The sequence below is a fragment of the Psychrobacter sp. CX16 genome, assembly GCF_057396245.1.
Genome location: NZ_JBXYJF010000010.1, coordinates 14764 through 35529, shown reverse-complemented (window position 1 = coordinate 35529; position 20766 = coordinate 14764). Strand labels below are relative to the sequence as shown.

16 protein-coding genes are annotated in these 20766 nt (G+C 42.8%); 14 read left to right on the top strand and 2 right to left on the bottom strand.

Annotated elements, in window-relative coordinates; translation table 11 throughout:
• Window positions 1–131 precede the first annotated feature (131 nt).
• From rimO to AC2SLM_RS05295, 13 genes are all read left to right on the top strand, one after another.
• Complete coding sequence (gene rimO / locus AC2SLM_RS05355) at window positions 132–1712, top strand: 30S ribosomal protein S12 methylthiotransferase RimO (RefSeq protein ID WP_486552508.1); 1581 nt, start codon at window positions 132–134, stop codon at window positions 1710–1712.
• Between the two features lie 316 nt (window positions 1713–2028).
• Entirely contained in the window at window positions 2029–2754 is a 726-nt protein-coding gene (gene pyrH, locus AC2SLM_RS05350) for a UMP kinase (protein WP_486542860.1), read from the top strand.
• A 77-nt stretch (window positions 2755–2831) separates the two neighbouring features.
• Window positions 2832–3386, top strand: coding sequence for a ribosome recycling factor (gene frr, locus AC2SLM_RS05345; protein WP_486542863.1), 555 nt, complete (start codon window positions 2832–2834; stop codon window positions 3384–3386).
• 219 nt (window positions 3387–3605) lie between these two features.
• Window positions 3606–4385: a polyprenyl diphosphate synthase gene (uppS, locus tag AC2SLM_RS05340; protein WP_486552507.1), complete on the top strand. Its 780-nt coding sequence runs from the start codon at window positions 3606–3608 to the stop codon at window positions 4383–4385.
• Between the two features lie 181 nt (window positions 4386–4566).
• Window positions 4567–5376 (top strand): phosphatidate cytidylyltransferase, encoded by an 810-nt coding sequence (locus AC2SLM_RS05335; protein ID WP_486552506.1) that lies wholly within the window; start codon window positions 4567–4569, stop codon window positions 5374–5376.
• Window positions 5377–5612: 236 nt separating this feature from the next.
• Window positions 5613–6818 carry a 1-deoxy-D-xylulose-5-phosphate reductoisomerase gene (gene ispC, locus AC2SLM_RS05330; protein ID WP_486552504.1) on the top strand — a complete coding sequence of 402 codons (1206 nt, stop codon included), beginning with the start codon at window positions 5613–5615 and terminating at the stop codon, window positions 6816–6818.
• The gene (rseP, locus tag AC2SLM_RS05325) at window positions 6818–8215 is read left to right on the top strand and encodes an RIP metalloprotease RseP (protein WP_486552561.1); all 1398 of its coding nucleotides are present in this window, start codon (window positions 6818–6820) and stop codon (window positions 8213–8215) included. Before ispC ends, rseP begins: the two co-directional genes overlap by 1 nt.
• Window positions 8216–8383: 168 nt before the next feature.
• Window positions 8384–10873: an outer membrane protein assembly factor BamA gene (bamA, locus tag AC2SLM_RS05320; protein WP_486542872.1), complete on the top strand. Its 2490-nt coding sequence runs from the start codon at window positions 8384–8386 to the stop codon at window positions 10871–10873.
• Between the two features lie 138 nt (window positions 10874–11011).
• Window positions 11012–12067 carry a UDP-3-O-(3-hydroxymyristoyl)glucosamine N-acyltransferase gene (gene lpxD, locus AC2SLM_RS05315; RefSeq protein WP_486552503.1) on the top strand — a complete coding sequence of 352 codons (1056 nt, stop codon included), beginning with the start codon at window positions 11012–11014 and terminating at the stop codon, window positions 12065–12067.
• Between the two features lie 140 nt (window positions 12068–12207).
• Window positions 12208–12705, top strand: a complete 498-nt coding sequence (gene fabZ / locus AC2SLM_RS05310; protein ID WP_486552559.1) for a 3-hydroxyacyl-ACP dehydratase FabZ — start codon at window positions 12208–12210, stop codon at window positions 12703–12705.
• A 96-nt stretch (window positions 12706–12801) separates the two neighbouring features.
• Complete coding sequence (gene lpxA / locus AC2SLM_RS05305; RefSeq protein WP_486542878.1) at window positions 12802–13581, top strand: acyl-ACP--UDP-N-acetylglucosamine O-acyltransferase; 780 nt, start codon at window positions 12802–12804, stop codon at window positions 13579–13581.
• Between the two features lie 455 nt (window positions 13582–14036).
• On the top strand, window positions 14037–15533 hold the full coding sequence (locus tag AC2SLM_RS05300; RefSeq protein ID WP_486542880.1) for a sodium-dependent transporter: 1497 nt from the start codon (window positions 14037–14039) through the stop codon (window positions 15531–15533).
• Entirely contained in the window at window positions 15530–15682 is a 153-nt protein-coding gene (locus AC2SLM_RS05295; protein WP_486552501.1) for a methionine/alanine import family NSS transporter small subunit, read from the top strand. The genes AC2SLM_RS05300 and AC2SLM_RS05295 overlap by 4 nt, the downstream gene beginning before the upstream one ends.
• 262 nt (window positions 15683–15944) lie before the next feature.
• On the opposite strand, the gene asd is transcribed toward AC2SLM_RS05295, so the two are convergent.
• The gene (gene asd / locus AC2SLM_RS05290) at window positions 15945–17087 is read right to left on the bottom strand and encodes an aspartate-semialdehyde dehydrogenase (RefSeq protein WP_486552499.1); all 1143 of its coding nucleotides are present in this window, start codon (window positions 17085–17087) and stop codon (window positions 15945–15947) included.
• 537 nt (window positions 17088–17624) lie between these two features.
• Here asd and AC2SLM_RS05285 point away from each other — a divergent pair.
• Complete coding sequence (locus AC2SLM_RS05285; protein WP_486552497.1) at window positions 17625–18770, top strand: endonuclease/exonuclease/phosphatase family protein; 1146 nt, start codon at window positions 17625–17627, stop codon at window positions 18768–18770.
• 473 nt (window positions 18771–19243) lie between these two features.
• Here AC2SLM_RS05285 and AC2SLM_RS05280 read toward each other — a convergent pair whose 3' ends face one another.
• Window positions 19244–20425 (bottom strand): glycosyltransferase family 4 protein, encoded by a 1182-nt coding sequence (locus AC2SLM_RS05280; RefSeq protein WP_486552495.1) that lies wholly within the window; start codon window positions 20423–20425, stop codon window positions 19244–19246.
• Between the last annotated feature and the right edge of the window lie 341 nt (window positions 20426–20766).

Genomic DNA, 20766 nt, shown 5'->3' with positions numbered 1-20766 from the left:
TCGTGCTAGTATAGAGGGGTAAAAATTCGTACAATGCCCACAACGTTTTAGTGAGTGTGCGCAGCAGCAAGTTAACGATGCTGATTTCCAAGCCCACTCTATTTCAATCCACTATTTAAAAGTATGTGTCTATGCCAAGCCAAAAACCTGCGGATTCAGTGTCTATCTATACGCCAGGTGCAGCCACTCAGCCAGCATCTAATTCCTCTAGCAGCATCCAACAGCAACAGCCGTCAGCAACCTCTGACCAAGCTGCCTATCACCATAAAGCCAATCACAATCAAAATCGCAGTGTAGAACAAAGTGGTGAGCACACCAATCAGCAATCCTCTTATGTTAATGGTTTAGCACCAAAAATTGGGTTTGTCTCATTAGGTTGCCCTAAAGCCTTGGTAGACAGTGAGCGTATCATTACCGAGCTGACCAAAGACGGCTACCGCGTTGCCTCAGATTACAACGGCGCTGATTTGGTCGTGGTCAATACTTGCGGCTTTATTGAGTCTGCGGTACAAGAGTCACTTGACGCCATTGGCGAGGCCATTAATCAAAATGGTAAAGTGATTGTCACCGGCTGTTTGGGTAAAGAGGCCGACAAGATTCGTGACATGCATCCAGCTGTACTCGCAGTAACTGGCGCACATGCTTATGATGAAGTGGTGACAGCGGTCTCAAAACATGCACCGATGCCGCAAGCCATAAAAGATCAAAAAGCATACGACCCAAAAATTGATTTAATTGACAGTGCTGGCGTGAAGTTAACGCCAGGTCATTATGCGTACCTCAAGATATCAGAAGGCTGTAACCACCGCTGTACCTTCTGTATTATCCCAAGCTTGCGTGGTGATCTGGTCTCAAGACCGATTGACAGTGTTATGAGCGAAGCAATGGCATTAAAGAAAGCCGGCGTTAAAGAAATCTTAGTTATCTCGCAAGATACTTCAGCTTACGGGCTTGACCTAAAATATAAAACCGTATTTTGGGAGGGTATGCCGCTTAAATCGAAGTTTTTTGATTTGTGTCAAGCGCTTGCCAAGGTCGGTATTTGGGTGCGTCTACATTATGTGTATCCGTATCCGCACGTCGATAAAGTGGTTGAGCTTATGGCAAAACCAAGTGACAAAGGCGGCTTGCTACCTTACTTAGATATCCCATTACAGCATGCCAGTCCAAGCATCTTAAAAGCGATGAAACGCCCTGCGCACAGTGAAAATACACTGGCTCGTATTCAAAAGTGGCGTGAAATCAATCCAGATATCGTGATTCGCTCTACTTTTGTGGTTGGCTTCCCAGGTGAGACCGAAGAAGATTTTGAGTATCTACTAGACTGGTTAAAACAGGCAAAATTAGACCGTGTTGGCTGCTTTACCTACTCTGAGATTGAAGGCGCTGTTGCTAACGACTTGCCAAATCATGTGCCAGAAGAGGTTAAACAACAACGCTATGAGCGCTTTATGGCAGTTCAGCAGCAAATATCTGAGCAAAAGCTGCAAGAAAAAGTTGGCAAAACTATGACCGTATTGGTCGATGAAATTGATGTCGAGGACTATATTGCAATTTGCCGCAGTTATGCCGATGCGCCTGAAATCGATGGTCACGTTTATGTTGACGATATTCTACAAAATGGCAAACTGGCAGTTAAAGTCGGTGATATGTTGACAGTAACCATTGATGAAGTCAGTGAGTACGATTTATTTGCCTCTTATAAAGGTTAATACACTTACGCTTTAAATAATGCGCTAACGTATGCACTAAATAGGACGGTTGATATTGGTGCATACTGTGGCCGTGCTTAAATATAAAATTAGCGCTATAAGCAGATGCCGTTTTTTGGTAAACTTTACTCCATTTAGCATGCGTTTTGGTTATGGTTATTGGACCCTTATTATTTTAACCATAACCGCCTTTTTAATAGAGTGTCTACCATAATGGATAAGTTGTCGGTTATGGCAAGGTGGCGAAAATAACGCTCTATTCATGATATGTCCTAATGATTCTAAACTTAATGAATGTTAATAAATAAGGTGTCTTATGTCTGATAAAAACCCCCAGTACTCACGTATTTTACTTAAGCTATCAGGCGAAGCCTTGGCAGGTGGTAAAGGCATGGGTATCGATACATCGGTACTTGATCAAATGAGCTTATCTATTGCTCACTTATGTGGTCTTGGTGTGCAAGTCGGTATCGTGGTTGGCGGTGGTAATTTATATCGCGGCAGCCAATTACAAAAAGAGGGCTTAGTTGGCCGTGTTACTGGTGACCAAATGGGCATGCTGGCAACAGTTATGAACGGTCTGGCTATGCGTGATGCTCTAGAGCGTCGTAACATTAATACCCGTCTTATGTCTGCACTACCTATCGGTGAAGTCACTGAAAGCTATAGCAGCCGTAACGCTATTCGTTATTTAAAAAATAGCGATGTGTGTATCTTTGTTGCGGGCACTGGTAATCCGTTCTTTACTACAGACACCGCAGCATGCTTACGCGGTATTGAAATCGAAGCAGGCGTTATCCTAAAAGCCACAAAAGTTGATGGCGTGTATGACAAAGACCCAAGCTTGCATGACGATGCCAAAAAATACGATTCATTAACCTTTGACGAGGTATTAGAGCAAAAGCTTGGCGTGATGGATTTGACAGCGATTGCCTTATGCCGTGAACACAATGTGCCGCTACAAGTCTTCGATATGAATAAGCCGAATGCATTATTAAATGTTGTGATGGGCGAGAATGAAGGCACGCGTGTTTTTCACTAATTGAGAGACTTCGCTGATTTGTTATTTATTCATGTATCAATAGTTTTAATTTACTTTGAATATTGAAAGGAAACGTTATGATTAACGATATCAAAAAAGACGGTGAAAGCCGCATGCAAAAAACCATTGAAGCGCTAGAAAATGCGTTCAGTAAAGTTCGCACAGGCCGTGCACATCCAGGCATGCTATCGAGCGTTATGGTCAATTATTACGGTGCAGATACCCCGCTTAACCAAGTAGCGAGTGTAAACGTTGAAGACTCACGCACTTTGTTGGTTCAGCCATTTGAGCGTTCTATGGTTCAAGCGGTAGATAAAGCGATTCGTGAAGCGGATTTGGGCTTAAACCCAATGACAGCTGACGTTATTCGTGTACCTATGCCGGCATTAACCGAAGAGACACGCCGTGATATGCAAAAGCTTGCTCGTGCAGAAGCTGAGAACAGCCGTGTGTCTATCCGTAATGTGCGCCGTGATATGATGAGCGATATCAAAGACTTAGCCAAAGAAAAAGAAATCAGTGAAGATGAAGAGCGTCGCGCCAGTGACGACATTCAAAAGCTTACTGATAAATACATCGGTGTGATCGATAGTAAGCTTGATGCCAAAGAAAATGAGTTAATGGAAGTTTAATTTTCGTATTTACCCTCAGGTCAAGACTTAGCAGCTTTGAATGAACTGAAGCTGCTATTGACCTAGATGGGTTTGGGATTAAATGGTGTCGGCAAGTTAAACACCATTTAGCCTCTCTCTATCTTAAGATGGTAATGGTAAATAAAGCATCATCATAACCTGTGTGCTTATTTAACCATTATCATCTGCCATTTACTGAATATATAGATAAAGAAATTTATGACTGAGCCACACAATAGCACCAGCGCCCACGCAACTGACTCCCTTCCTATTCCTGCCGTTTTGCCAAAGCATATCGCCATTATTATGGATGGCAACAATCGTTATGCCAAAGCACGCGGTATGGCTAAAGGCCAAGGGCATGTGGCCGGTAAAGAGTCGCTAGACCCGCTTGTTGAATATTGTGTTAGAGTAGGTATTGAAGTATTGACGGTGTTTGCCTTCTCAAGTGAGAACTGGCAGCGTCCTGCCAATGAAGTGGCGTTATTGATGCGTCTGCTAGCAATGACCATTGATGAGCAGCTGCCACGTATGAAGAAGTACAACATACGTCTGCGATTTATCGGTGATAGAAGTCAGGTGAGCGAAGAGCTACAAGCCTTGATGGCGGATGCAGAGCAGCAAACAGCTGAGTATGATGCCATGACACTGGTTATTGCCATTAGTTATGGTGGTCAGTGGGATATTGCCAATGCAGCAAGAACGCTAGCGCGTCAGGTTGAGAAGGGCGAAATCAGTGCAGAAGAGGTGACGGTTAATAGCCTAAATAACAACGTACAGTTAGCCGATGTACCTGATGTGGATATGCTGATTCGTACCGGCGGCGAGTTTAGAATATCGAACTTCTTGCTGTGGCAGTCCGCTTATGCTGAGCTGTTCTTTACCCCGACTCTATGGCCAGATTTTTCGCCTAAAGAGTTAAACGATATGCTGATTGAGTTTTCTCGCCGTCAGCGTCGTTTTGGTAAGACCAGCGAACAAATAGAATCTGGTCAATAACTCAAAATAGCATTAGATTAAGGGTATGACTCAAACAGTAATATCGTCAATGTACAGTTATTCAATATTTAACCAAACAATTAGTTAGATTGATAATAAAGACAATGACGTCCCTTGTAAGATGGTATTTATAAATAGACGTCAAATCACTTAATAGAACATTAGATAAGGGCTCATCAGTATGTGGACACGCATCAAAACGGCTATAATTTTGGTTATTATTGTCGGCGCCGCAATGTTTGCCAGCAAAAGTCCTTATCTGTTTATTTTGTTATTAGCGCTTGGGGTAGGCCTTGCTGCCCATGAGTGGACAAAACTGATGCCTAAGTGGCGTGCGCCCGTACTTTATGTGTTGTTGGTTTTGGCTGTGACTCTGTGTAGTTTATGGTTCCCAGTAACTTGGCCAGTATGGTGGTGTGCGTCAATTTTTATTTGGTCACTGGCACTCACTTGGATAACTAAATTTCCTGTTTCAACAGACTGGTATGGCAAACGATTGTCTATTATGGGCTTTGCTATTTTGACCGGTGCCATTACGGCTATGTTCTATCTATGGCAGCAGTCGCCTTGGTGGCTGATGTATGTGTTCATATTAGTCTGGTGTGCAGACAGTGGCGCATATTTTGTGGGCCGTAAACTGGGCAAGCGTAAGATGTCACCGAATGTCTCGCCTAATAAGAGTATGGAAGGCTTGGCAGGTGGATTGGTAACTGGTCTAGTCGTGGTTATAGGCATTAGCTTATTTAAACTAAACCTAAATGGCAGATTATTGGTTGTTTTTGTGGGTCTATCACTGCTTACCATTTTGGCCTCGGTATTAGGCGATCTATTTGAGTCGATGCTTAAGCGACGCACCGGTGTCAAAGACTCAGGGACCATCTTGCCAGGCCATGGCGGTGTATTGGATCGAATTGATTCATTATTAGCGGCGACGCCCATTTTTGCACTGGGCTTTTGGCTATTACAGCAGATGGGTTATTTTGTTAAATAACAAGGCTCAAAAAATCTATTTAAGCTATTAAGTGAAAACAAAGTTCGTTAAACTCATTGCAACTATAAACTACTGCCAAAAGGCAGGGTATTATTAACGATATTTTTGTTTAACTCATGTTGATTTATTTTAAAGCTAAGCTTAGTCTTTAAACCTGTGTGATGTTAGCTGAGCACTTATCAAAAGAGCAGTCAGTTAGCAGTATGAACTTAATTAACTGTATTAAAAGGTACATTATGACCCAGCGCATTGCCGTATTAGGGGCAACCGGATCCATTGGTGACAGTACACTGTCCATTCTTGCTGCTCACTCTGAACAGTACGAGATATATGCGCTGTCTGGTCATAGCCGCTTAGATAAATTATTTGAGCTATGTCAACAATTCTCACCAAGTCGAGTCTGTGTACCAGAAGACAAAGTAGATGAGTTTGCTCAGCGCTTGCAGGCGGCCAATCTTAACTGTGATGTGGTTGGCGGTCAGTCAGGTCTTAATGATATCACCACAGACAGACTAGTTGATACGGTTGTAGCGGCTATTGTCGGCGCTGCAGGTCTGGCCTCTACCTTAGCAGCCGCGCAAGGCGGTAAGCGTATTTTGCTGGCTAATAAAGAAGCGCTCGTTATGGCCGGTAGCCTGATGATGCAGGCGGTGCGTGATAGCGGAGCGACACTATTACCGCTAGATTCTGAACATAATGCTATTTTCCAATGTCTGCCGGCCAACGTGCAACAAGACAATACCGCCATTCACGAGCCGCATCACGGTGTCACCAAACTTTGGCTAACCGCCTCTGGTGGCCCTTTCTTAAATAAATCCCTCGAGCAGATGCAAGCGGCGACAGTTAGTGAGGCGGTTAAGCATCCAAATTGGTCAATGGGTCAAAAGATATCCGTTGATTCAGCGACCATGATGAACAAAGGACTTGAGCTGATTGAGGCATGTCATTTGTTTGATCTACCTGAATCGGATATTAATGTGGTAATTCATCCACAAAGTATCATTCACTCTTTGGTTGAGTACAGTGATGGCAGCTTTTTAGCGCAAATGGGTAGTCCAGATATGCGTACCCCGATTGCGCATGCGCTCGCTTTTCCTAACCGAATTGTTGCTGGTGTAAAATCATTAGACTTATATGAGCTATCAGCTTTAGAGTTTATTAAGCCTGATTTAGAAAAGTTTGCTTGCTTGAAATTAGCAAGGGAGGCCATGCAGTCCGGTCAATCAGCGACTATTATCCTGAATGCTGCCAATGAGATTGCGGTAGATGCGTTTATAAAACAGCAAGTTTCATTAACGGACATTGCCTTGATTAATGCGCGGGTATTAGACAAGATGCTATCGCAAACCAATAACCACATTACAGGGCTAGATGATATTTTGAGCATTGATAAACTGGCACGATCGCAGGCACAAAAAGAGGTTGCTGCATGTCTGGATTAATGACGTTTATGCTGTTTGCTTTAGCATTTATTGCCGTATTAGGCCCTCTGGTCGCATTGCATGAGTGGGGGCATTATATTGTCGCACGCTTATGTGGTGTTAAAGTATTAACGTATTCGATTGGCTTTGGGCCCAAGCTTGCCAGTTGGACCAGTAAAAAGACGGGCATTGATTATCGTATTTCGGCATTGCCTTTAGGCGGTTATGTGAAAATGCTTGATGAGCGTGAAGGCGAAGTAGCGGTGAGCGAAAAGCACCTTGCCTTTAACAATCAGCATCCGCTCAAAAAAATAGCGATTGTGGCTGCTGGCCCATTAATGAACTTTATTATCGCCATTACCTTATTCTGGGTACTATTTTTGGTACCTAATGAGCAGCTTAATACGCGTATTGGCTCAGTGTTGCCAGATACACCTGCAGCAATGGCTGAAGTACCCACGGGTGATAAAATCGTTGCCGTTGATGGTCATGAGGTGCAAACGTGGGAAGAGGTTAACTATCGATTGGCCGATCGTATGGGTGAGACCGGCAGTATTGGCCTGACTTTAGCGCAAATGAATGAGCAGGCGCAGTCGGCAGATAATGTTAATCTGACTCTAAATGATGTCAGCATTCCTATTAAAGACTTTATGCAAGGCGAGCAGTCTGGTCAAGACACGCTGAGCAGTCTTGGGGTGATGCCATGGCAGCCGCACTTTGAGCCTGTGATTGGACAATTGGTACCCGAGGGTGCTGCTATCCGTCAAGGCATGAAAGTTGGTGATAAGATAGTCAGCATTAATGGCGAGCCGATTGACGACTGGATTGCTGCTACCCGTATTATCCGAGATAACCCAGAAACCTTACTTGATTTCACGGTATTACGTGAAGGCAAAGAAGTGGCATTAAAAATTATGCCACAAGGCAAAAAGGGCAATGCCGGTCAAGAGTATGGTCAAATCGGGGCCGGTATCAGTCCTGTGGACATTGTAGTACCAGATGACTACAAAACAATGGTATCCTACGACCCTATCAGTGCGGTTGGCAAAGCCTTCTCTAAGACCGGTCAGCTTGCGAGTATGACCTTAAGCTCTATGGGTAAGATGATTACTGGTAAAGTCGGTCTTGATAACTTATCCGGCCCGATTACCATTGCTGTTGTGAGCAAACAAAGCTTTGAAGTCAGCTGGGAGCAAGTGCTTGGAACGGCTGCTTTAATTAGCCTAAGCCTTGCTGTACTGAACTTACTGCCGATTCCTGTTTTGGATGGTGGCCATTTATTATATTATTTGATAGAACTTATTCGCGGTAAACCTGTCTCCGAAAAAATGCAGATAGTAGGCTTTAATCTGGGCTTTTTATTCTTAATTGGCTTTATGATATTAGCGATTACCAATGACTTTAGCCGCTACTTTTAATGGAATATACTAGAATTTATTTATGTTATCGCCTTAAATAGTTTGTTATATTTATGGCTTAAATAAGAATTCTAGCGTCTCAAAATATATTTCATTGACCGGTAGTGGTTAATTAAATTATAAAACGACCTTACCTTTAGCAAGTTTTTCGAACTACGGACTGTATGTATGCAAACGTCTTTATTTAAAATGGCTCAACTAGTGGCCACCCCTGTACTAGCAGCAGTTATGGCTGTATCCGCAAATGCTGCTGACACGGTAGTGACAGATATCGAGTTTGTTGGCCTTCAACGTTTGACCCCAGAGAGCCTTTATCCTTTGATTCCCACCAGTACCGGTGAGGTAATGACAGATGCAGATTTGGCTCAGAGTATTGAAGCGCTCTATGCGACCGGTGATTTTGCTAATATTCAAGCCAAGGTAGACGGCGGCCGCGTGACTTATTATGTGGTTGAGCGTCCTATTGTCGCCGAAGTCAATTTTGAGGGTAATAAGCTTATCCCTGATGAGGGTCTAAAAGAGGGTCTAAAATATGCGGGCGTCTCTGTTGGTGATGTATTAAAGCAATCAACCGTACAAAACGTGGCCAATGAGCTGCAACAACAATATATCGGTCAAGGTTATTACAACAGTGATATCGAAGTTGACCAAGAACTGCTTGATGGCAACCGTGTTAAATTAACGGTTCGTTTTATCGAAGGTAAAGCGGCAAAAGTTGTCGATATCAATATCATCGGTAACAACTACTTTAGCGATGAAGATATTAAAGATGTGTTTGCGGTGAAAGAAGCCTCTTGGAAACGTCTATTATCTAAGTCAGACCGTTATGCCAAAGAGAAGTTAGCTGCTAGCTTAGAAAACTTAAAAGCGATGTATCAAAACGAAGGTTTTGTTAACTTTAATGTTGATAATGCGATTTTAAATATCAATGATGAAAAAGATAAAGTATTCATTGAAGTGAGCATTACCGAGGGCGAGCAATATAAATTTGGTCGTACCAGCTTCTTAGGTAGGCCAACTTACGATGCGACTGAACTTGCCCAAGAAGTGAAATTCACTGAAGGTGAACAATACTCTCAAGCCAAACTTGAAGCGACGACTTCGGCGCTGCAGAATCATTATGGTGATGACGGCTATTATTTTGCGCAAGTACGCCCTGTACCGCGTATTAATGAAGAAACCAAAACGGTTGATATTGATTACTTTATCGATCCAGCACGCCCTGTGTATGTTCGCCGCATTAACTTTAGTGGTAATATCAAAACCGAAGATGAAGTGTTACGTCGTGAGATGCGTCAGTTAGAGGGTGCACTTGCCTCTAGCGACAAGATTCAAAGCTCACGTGTGCGTTTGATGCGCACCGGTTTCTTCAAAACGGTTAACGTTGATGTGAAGCCTGTGCCAAATACACCAGACCAAGTGGATATTAACTTTACGGTAGAAGAGCAGCCTTCAGGTAGCTCAACGATTGCTGCCGGTTACTCGCAGAGTGGTGGTGTGACCTTCCAGTTAGACTTTAGTCAGCGTAACTTTTTGGGTACCGGTAACCGTATCAACGCCGCTTTATCTCGCTCTGAAACGCGCGACTCTTATAGCTTAGGTTTCACTGACCCATATTTCACAGAAAATGGCGTCTCACAAGGGGTAAGCGCCTATTATAGAAAAACGAAGCTTGACGGAAGAAACGTTAGTAACTATGTTACTGACTCTTATGGTGCCACCTTAAACTACAGCTATCCTATTGATGAAACCAAGCGCATTAGTGCAGGTTTTAATTATGATAATACTGAAATTAATGGTGGTCGTTTTATGGGTGTCTCAAACGTTGAGGACCTATTAAAAGACGGTGGTAAGATGACAGCTTATGCCACGCCTATCCTTGATAAGGATGGCAATGAGATCGGTATTGATAAGCTGGGTAGTGCTAAGTTTAAAAATGACTATGATACTTACAACCTACTATTAGGTTGGGATTATAGTACCCTTGATCGCCCTGTGTTTCCAACCAAAGGTATGAGCCATACCGTCAATGCGACTTTAGGCTTTGGTGATCAAGAATTCCAGAAGATTGTGTATAAAGGTAATATTTACTATCCACTGGCCAAAGACTTTGTTGCCCGCGGTTATGCAAGACTAGGATATGGTAATGACTTGCCTTTCTACGAAAATTTCTATGCTGGTGGTTATGGTTCGGTCCGTGGTTATGAGTCCTCAAGTTTAGGTCCACGTTCAACTGTATTTAACTATGCTGCAAATGGTAGTACTCTATATAGTGCGGATGAATTCTATGAAGAGGTTGGTGGTAATGCGCTAGCGACTTTCGGTGCTGAGCTGATTTTGCCAATGCCATTTAAAGGCGACTGGGCAGACCAGGTACGTCCGGTTATCTTCGCAGAAGGTGGTCAGGTATTTGATACTGAAGACTTACACAAAGATGATTTCCGCTTTAACAGTGACTACGCTGAATACAATCAATATTTAGAAGAAAATGTGAAGCTATTAACCAAAAAAGATAATGACCTACGTTACAGTGTGGGTGCTGGTGTGACTTGGTATACGCCAATCGGTCCAATCTCTCTAAGTTATGCTAAGCCAATTAACGATAAAGACGGCGATAAAACCGAAGAGGTACAATTCCAGATTGGTAGTACATTCTAAGCAGCTTTATCACTGCCAAATAGCATCATAATTGTATAAATGGTAAGCCTCGACAGTCCTTATTGTAAGCAATAAGGACTGTCATCGTGTCTTGTCTATCCATAACTTATATCTAACCTGAAGGATACGTATTCAAAGATGACTATATCTACCGTGCATATCAGCCTACCCGAAATCATAGACGCCATTGCCGCTCATCAGCCTATTCTTAATCAGGAAGAGTTGGCCTCGCAGCAGAAGACAATCACTGGCATTGGCAGCCTAGATAAAGCCACGACCGATCAGTTAAGCTTTCTCTCAAGTAAAGCCTATGCAGAAGTATTACCGACCACCAAAGCTGGTATCGTTTTGGTAGCCTCTGACCATGCCGAGCAGGTACCGAGTGGCAGTATTGCGATTGTTGTGGCGTCTCCGTATTTGGCCTATGCCGCAGTCACTCACTTATTTGAACCTATTATTAATCCAGCCTCTGCTTGCAACGGTGCTTTCATCCATCCTACCGCTCAAATTGCAGAAACAGCGGTACTGGGGGAGAATGTACAAGTAGGACCGTTTTGTGTGGTTGGTGAGCATACCCATATTGGTGCAGGCAGTAAGCTTGAGTCGCATGTGCATATTGGCGATAACGTTACTATCGGTACCAACTGTTTGATTTATCCACACGTTTATATTGCTTACCATTGTCAGATTGGCAATGAGGTGCGCCTGCATGCCGGTGCTAGCATTGGCGCTGAAGGCTTTGGCTTTGCACCCAAAAAAGATACCGCCACAGACGGTTGGCTACGTATTGTGCAGCTTGGCCGTGTGATTATCGGTAATGGTGTGCGTGTGGGTAGTCAGACTTGTATCGATCGTGGTGCGGTTGAAGACACGATTATTGGTGATAACGTGATTATAGATAACTTAGTGCAAGTCGGGCATAACACCCGATTAGGTGCAGGCTCTGCCTTAGCCGGTAATGCCGGCCTTGCCGGTAGCTCTATTATTGGTAAACGCTGTATGATTGGAGGTGGTGCTGGTGTGGCCGGTCATTTAGAGGTTACCGATGACGTGGTACTCACCGGTATGACCATGGCAACGAAGACAATCGATACTCCTGGCGTTTACTCCTCTGGAATAGGGGCGATGCCTGCGATGGAGTGGCGCCGTGCTTTGGTGCAATTAAGACAGCTGGGTAAAAAAGAAGACGATTAACCTTACTCTATTATAGACATCTATAAATCGTCTACGATAACACTTTAATATAATGCTGATTGACTCTGCTATGAGGAACTTTCATGACACTTACTGCTGATACGACCGTCACGCCAGAAAAACAAAGTGGCTTTTGGCAAATGAACTCAGAAGATGTGTCTTCATTGGCAGAAAGTGGGGTAACGCTTCCTATGGGCTTTGAGCAGCTAAAGCAGTATTTGCCGCATCGATATCCCTTCATGTTAGTAGATAGAGTCACTGAGTGTTGCCCAAATTCCTGGATTATGGGCTACAAAAACGTTTCGATTAATGAGCTGTTTTTTCAAGGTCATTTCCCAGAAAATCCAATTATGCCAGGTGTATTAATTGTGGAGGCCTTAGCGCAAATATCTGGCGTATTGGCATTTATCACCGAAGGCGTGACTGTAAAAGACGGTTATATGTTTTTATTTGCTGGCGTTGATAAAGTACGTTTTAAAGCGCCAGTTATGCCAGGCGATCAGTTGATATTAAAATCGAAGATAGTGACTCAAAAACGTCATATTTATAAATTTGATTGTCAGGCATATGTGGGCGATAAGCTTGCAACATCAGCACAACTGATGATTGTGCGCCAAGATTGGCCATTGACTTGCTAGGTTTCTAATCGCTTATCAATAGCAAGTCTGATTTCGATTCGTTTATTATCTTTTCTAACAATATGACCTAACTTTACCAGACCAAAGGTTGCTTTAATGACACAGATCCACCCTACCGCCATTATTTCAGGTACAGCAGAGATTCACGAGACAGCAGTGATTGGACCATACTGCATTGTGGGCGATAGAGTGACTATTGGTGAGGGCACTAAGCTGTTACGTCATGTAGTTGTCACCAAAAATACGCGTATTGGTAAAAATAACGAAATTTACCAATTCGCTAGTATTGGTGAGGATTGCCAAGATTTAAAATATAACGGTGAAGAGACGTGGCTTGAGATTGGTGATAACAACTCTATTCGTGAAGCTTGTAGCTTTCATAGAGGTACTATTCAAGACAATGGTATTACCAAAATTGGCAGTAATAACCTATTTATGGTCAATACCCACATTGCCCACGATTGTGTAGTCGGTGATGGCAATATTCTAGCGAATAACGTCGGCGTGGCCGGTCATGTACATATCGGCAACGGTGTTATCATTGGCGGTCAATCTGGCGTGCATCAATTTTGCCATATTGACGACTATAGCTTGATTGGCGGCGGCAGTGTCATTCTAAAAGATGTGGCTGCACTCACCTTAGTGGCTGGTAATCCAGCAAGCGCGCATGGGCTAAATATAGAAGGAATGCGCCGTAAGCAGTGGTCGAAAGAAACCATCAATACACTACGCGATGCGTATAAGCTTATCTTTAAGTCAGGCAAAACCACTGTCGAGGTGATTGAGCGATTAAAGTCAGATTTTTTACCACAAGAGCCCAAAATACAACTGCTCATAGACTCTTTAGAGAATAGCAAACGTGGTATCATCCGATAAAATAAAATAAGCACCTATAAAAAGACCATAACCAATAGTTATGGTCTTTTTAATTTTGTGTTGCTTGACATTTAAATGAAGATGAAACAGACTTGCTTTGTAATTGGATGTAAAAGTATATTACCGCAGCATCGCTTTAGTTAACATAAGTAGTCGTTTAAATAAGCTCAACTGAGAAGTAGCGGTAATAAAAAAGTATTTCATATTAAAAACTTACACCCAGGTTTCTTTCAACGCCTTAGAGATAAAAATGATGAGATATGGTGAGAACGGGGAGTTAGTTATATCTCAGCATTTATTTTAAATACTTAAATAACAGGTCGCGACAAGACGATTTTAATTTTTTGCGATTAATTTTAAGCATTTAATATCTAAAATTTTGAATTATTTTCTACCTTGCTTGGCATGTTAAATCATTATTAATATGCAGGCTATTGATGTATAAGGAGTCTGATGTGTCGACACAATCAGAAAAAAGGGAAAATTGGTCCAGTCGTTCTGGATTCATTCTAGCGGCAGTTGGTTCTGCTGTTGGTCTAGGTAATATTTGGCGCTTTCCCTATGTCGCTTATGAAAACGGGGGCGGAGCTTTCTTAATTCCGTATCTAATCGCATTATTAACGGCAGGTTTACCATTATTATATCTAGACTACGTGATAGGCCAAAGATATAAAGGTGCACCGCCAACAGCTTATAAGCGCTTAGTAAAATCAGCTGAGCCTATTGGTTGGTGGCAGGTACTGGTCGCTTCTGTTATTGCTATTTATTATGCCAGTGTCTTAACGTGGGCTGGCAACTTTATGCTGTTCTCATTTGGGCAGCAGTGGGGCGATAACCCAGAAGATTTCTTCTTTAATACCTATCTGCAAAACGCAGACGGAGTGTTATTTGAAATTGTACCGCATCTATTCATCGGACTGGTTATTGTGTGGGCAATTGCGTTAATCATTCTATATGGCGGTGTTAAAAAAGGTCTTGAGCTTGCTAACAAGATTTTTATTCCGCTATTGATGATTATGTTTATTTTGCTGGTTATTCAAGCAACTCGTCTACCAGGTGCTGTTGATGGTTTAAACGCTTTCTTTACGCCAAGCTGGGAGGCGATGAAGAGTCCAAAAGTATGGCTAGCTGCGTATGGACACATCTTCTTCTCGTTATCGATTGGTTTCGGTATCATGGTGACTTTTGCGTCTTATCTTAAGCGCAATGCAAACCTAACCGGCTCAGGTTTGGTGGTTGGTCTAGCCAACTCATCATTTGAGTTACTTGCTGGTATTGGTATCTTCGCTGCACTGGGTTATATGGCTCAAGCAACTGGCGTGCCAATCTCTGAAGTTGTTGGTGGTGGTATTGGTCTTGCCTTTATTGCGTTTCCTAAGCTTATCTCAACCTTGGGCAGCAAAGGTGACATCGTTGGTTTCTTATTCTTTGGTTCGCTAGTATTTGCCGGTATCAGCTCAATGGTGAGTATTCTTGAGGTGCCTATTGCGGCATTCAAAGATAAGTTTGGCTGGTCACGCAAAAAGTCAGTTACCATTGTTGGCGGCGTGAGTGCGGTGATATCCATTATCTTATTCTCATCAAAAAGTGCGATTACCTTCGTTGATATTATCGATAACTTTGCAAACAATATCGGTATTGTCATTGGTGCTATCTTATCCATTATCTGGATAACTTGGTTCAACCGCCGCTTAATCCCGCAGTTGACCAGACACATTAATGATATCTCAAGCTTAAAAGTAGGCAAGCTTTGGGTATTTATGCTGTCAATCATCACGCCTTTATCTTTAATCAGTGCGTTAGTGATGACCTTGAAATCGTTATTAACAGAAGGCTACGGTGATTATTCTGTGATGACTCAAATCATCTATGGTTGGGGCGTAGTAGCTATCTTTGTTATTGGTGCATTACTGCTTACCTTTATCAAGAGTAAAAAAGGAGTGTCTCGATGAATACATCCGCGATAGCATTAATGATTTTTGCGATAGCGTCTATATGGGGTGGCTTAATCTTTGCCATTATCCATCTGATTAGAAATCCTGACGTGCCTATGGAACAAGTGTCTGAAGAATTTGTACCAGATGACAAACCAATGCATTAGACTAGGCAAATAGGATGAAGCGTTATTTATAATGAGTGATAAAACTTAATGCTCGTTGTGAATAATATAGTCAGCGAACTACTAAACAATTACAGTGTTAACCTCGCTAAGTCTACATTTGTAGTACTTACGCTTGGTTGCCTTGTAACCCTTGTAGACTTATTTGATTATAGAAGTCCTAACTAAAATGATGTAAATAAAAAGAGCCCAACTAATCAGTTGGGCTCTTTTTGTACGTTAAGGTTAATTCAGTTAGATTAACTTATTGACCTTCACGAATGATGTTTAACATACGGCGTAATGGTTCTGCAGCACCCCACAGTAGTTGGTCACCCACGGTAAAGGCTGCAAGATACTCAGGACCCATATTAAGCTTACGTAGACGGCCTAGAGCTACGGTTAACGTGCCCGTTACTGCAACAGGAGTCAGACGCTTCATGGTCTCTTCTTTGTCGTCTTCAATAAAGTCTAACCACTGATTGCCGCTGTTTTTTAGTGCGTCTTCAATCTCATCTAGCGGAATGTCTTTTTTAAGTTTAATAGTTAAGCCTTGAGCATGACAGCGCATTGAGCCAACACGTACACACAGACCATCAATAGGAATAGTATTATCGCCTTGATTGCCTAAAATCTTGTTGGTTTCAACGCCGCCTTTCCACTCTTCACGAGACTGATGGTTTTCAAGCTGGCTGTCAATATAAGGAATCAAGCTACCAGCAAGGGGTACACCAAAGTGTTCGGTAGGGAAATCACTGCTGCGCTGGGTTTCAGCGATTTTTTTATCGATGGCTAAGATCGCACTGGCAGGATCAGCAAGTTCATCAGCGACGACATCATGCAGCATACCCATACCGTTGATAAGCTCACGCATATTATTAGCGCCTGAACCACTGGCCGCTTGATAAGTCATGGCAGATACCCAATCTACCCAGCCACGGTTAAACAGCTCACCAATCGCCATAAGCATTAGCGAGACGGTACAGTTACCACCGATAAAGTCTTTGGTGCCGTTTGATAACGCACTGTCAATCACTGAGCGGTTTACAGGGTCTAGCACAATCACGCTGTCATCTTTCATACGTAGGCTACTTGCTGCATCTACCCAGTAGCCAGTCCAGCCTGAGTCACGTAATGGGCCATGTACCTTATCGGTATAGCTGCCGCCTTGGCAGGTAATAATCACGTCACAAGCGCTTAACGCCTCAATATCATGAGCATCTTTTAAGGTTGCATTGGCGTCTGTCTTTTGCATACCTTCATAAGTAGGCGCATCGCCACCTGCGTTACTGGTCGAGAAGAAGATAGGTTCAATACCGGCAAAATCATTTTCTTCTACCATACGCTGCATTAGCACAGATCCAACCATGCCGCGCCATCCAACAAGACCTACTGTCAATTGACTCATGAAATTACCCCTTTGAATTAACTAATATTATTTGATTTAACGCGATGACGAACCAACTAAGTGCTATTCATTATCCTACCTAGTTGTCTGTGTTATGGTCAACTATCTATAGCCATTACTGCTTTTGAGAAGCAATGCGTGGTACCACATACGATATAAGTCGCCTATCATGACTGACTTTAAATACACTGTCAGCGATAAGGATCTACTATAAAGTACGCAGTCAGTGCTAAACCTAGCACTATGACAAGCTATAAATAATGGGTGCGCAACCGGTTACATTGCCTTGATATGAACAAAAATGCAAGAGATGTTGTATGACTTCTGCGATTTTTTATCATCAATTATCAAACAAAAGGCATTTTGATTTGCTAAAGTAGGCTGAATCCTTTATTTTTAGCACGGCTTATTGTTCAGATTCTATTGTGAAGCGATTAGCAATTGTCTTGAGTATCATTAAGTGTCACTATCTATTCATTCAACGGCCTATCAGTCTACTGGCTGTCTTTTTACCTATCCAATAAGTTGGTTTTAACTATGCTCGACATTCTATTTTTAGTTTCTCAAGTGCTAGCAGGTATTGTAGTTTTTGTGAGCGTCTGGGGGTTATTGCCTTTGGATAATTGGTGGGTGCGTGTGGTTGATTTCCCGCGTATTCAGATTCTATTTTTAGGTCTGGTCGGGTTAATTGGTATGTTGCTTATGCCGCATTGGTCTGCGCTAGATGGGGTGCTCGTGGCTGCTTTATTGATGGCTATCGCATTTCAATTACGCATGGTGCTGCCGTATACACGACTATGGAAGCAGGAAGTTCGATCAGCGATACCGATGGCAAATCCAGTGCAAATTAAGCTGATGGTGTCTAACGTATTAACGCCCAACGACAATACGCAAGCATTGGTGAAGCTGGTACAACAAAAGCAGCCGGATATCTTGATTACCCTAGAGTCTGATCAGAAGTGGGAGAATGCATTAAGTGTCGTAGAGCCAGATTATCCGTATACTGTAAAAGTACCTTTGGATAATCTATATGGTATGCATTTATATTCTAAGCTTGAGCTGATTGACCCTCAAGTAAAGTATCTGTTGATTGATGATATTCCCTCGATTCATACGCAGCTGCGTCTGCCAAATGGTAAGGTATTTTGGCTATATTGTTTACATCCCATGCCGCCAAGTCCAACTGAGGCGGACAAATCGACCACCCGTGATGCAGAGCTGCTTATGGTGGGACGTCATATCAAAGAGCACAATCAAAATGCGATTTTGGCAGGTGATTTAAATGATGTAGCATGGTCAAAGACCACACGTATGTTCCAGCGTATCTCTGAGTTACTTGACCCGCGTATTGGCCGCTTTTTTATTAACACCTTTCATGTCGATTATCCGTTCTTACGTTGGGCACTGGATCATATTTTCCACAGTGCCTGCTTTACGTTAGTAGATATTGAACGTTTGCCATCTATAGGCTCAGACCACTTCCCAGTGATGACCACGCTGCAATACGAGCCTTGTGCTACAGAAGAGCAGCATGACAATGCACCAGAGGCGTCAGAGCAAGACAAGCAAGATATTGAGGATAAAATACAAGAGGGTAAGGTAGAAGGCGAGATTATGTCAGAGAAGCGTAGAAAAGAGGCCGATAATGCGTCTACCATCGACGATACAGTTGCGCCAGTATAGCAATAACAGTATTAGCCGATGCTAGTTAGTGGTATGCGAAATAATCTGCTTAGATTTATGCCATATGAGACTAAGCATGGCGGCTATAAAAGCGGACAGCCGTGTAAGCAAATGCTTACACCAATTTGGGCTTTTAGCTGCTAGGCAGGTTACCCGTTTAAGCATACAATGGGCACATCAACACAAGGAGAGCATGGATAGCAGTGTTGAGTTAGCAAGCGTAAATAAGTAGATTAGGATAATCTACAATTATCTTTTGACCACTCTATTGCCCTGTAGAGTATAAAGAGAGTTATTTACGCAAGTTAAGGCTTAGGATGAGCCTAATAAGGAAATAATAACTACAACAAAAAGTCGCGCCCCGAACCCAAGTCTCTGCCCTAGACTTGGGTTTTTTCTATGTCTGCGATTTGTATGACGTATCAAACTGAGGTCACAATAAGTTGAAAGACGATTGAGGAGAATTAGGTCGCCTAGCTTTTGGCGCTATTATTTTGTTGATAGGCGGTTTCGAGTGCCATTTCAATCTCGATACGCTCTGATTCGTATAAGGTGCTGTACACCTCTAACGTCTCATCAATGGTTTGCTGAATGGTGAATTTATCCGTGATATTCGGGCGCATGGCATTTTCTAACTGACCGCGAATCACCTTGCATAGTGCATAGGCGTTATACTCTTTAACTAGGCCTTGTGGATACAGGGGTTTTAATATTTCACTAAAAGCCGCCTTATCCCAGCCAACCACAGGCGTGCCTAAGTGAATGGCCTGTAGTACATTAATACCGATAGATTCAGGCTGATCAGCAAGGGCCAGAACCAAGTTAGTTGCCGCAAGCCACTCTCGCATATCGTTGCGCTTAGAGCCAATAAAAGTAAATCTCTCTGACAAATCAAGCGCATTAATACGCTGCAAAAACTCTTCATGAATCACGTCTTGGCGTGAGTCTTCATCCATAACAATCACGTGCAAACTTGGGAACTCTTCACACAGGTTACCCAAAATATCAATTAACCATTCTTGACCATACTGTTGACCAATGACTGTCGGAAATAACAGCCACTTTTTATGCTCAAGCTCTGGATATTCTGCAAATGTACGTCTAAGCCAGTATACAGACGGGTTATGGCGATAAGGGAAGGTGCGGGTATCGACGCCGCGATAAATACGAGTGATGGCAGTCGGCGGTGATTTAAGATCTTTAACACTTTTTAGCAGATAGTCAGTAACACTGTCAGAGACCGTAATCAACCGATCGACGTTAAGCAAAGCACGCGAGTAAAAATTTATTGGATAAAAGCCGTACATGGTGGCAACCAGTTTCGGCTTATTCTTAATCTTTACACCGCGTAGCGCCCAATGCAGAATCCATGCAGGCGTGCGCGAGTGAATATGGATAATATCGGGCTCATGCTGCTCAATCAGTCGGCGCAGCGGTAGGATTTGACGAATGGATAACCAAGACTTCTTTTCAATCACCAACTGATGGTAAATATTGCCATCACGCTCCAAGCGCTTGACCAGCTCATTGTCTTTATCAGCAGCTGAGATAATAATAGAAGTATGACCGCGCTTGACCAGCGCCCGCCCAAGATGGAAGATACCACGCTCGGATTCATCGTGCTTTAGGGAGGAGAGCAGGCGCATGACTTTCATAATGGCAATCAGACTTTTAAGTAAGAAGGATAAATAAAGGCGTCAGCTGACGGTTAATAGTAGCTCGCAATAAAGTCATACATTGTCAGTTAAATAAGCTAAAAAAACAAGCAAGCCCATCAATCAAATACGCATAATAACACGTTCTAAACTGGCGCTGATAGCGATAGCAAAGAGACATCAGTAATGATAGAGGTTATTATTGAGATTTTAGACGATTAATAGGGCGTGTGGAACATTCGACCATGGCACTGGCGGCGACTATTTTTTAGTCAATATGCAGTGAAATTTTTGACGCTTAGTCATTCTAAGTTAGACAATTTCGCAATATATTGGCAAAA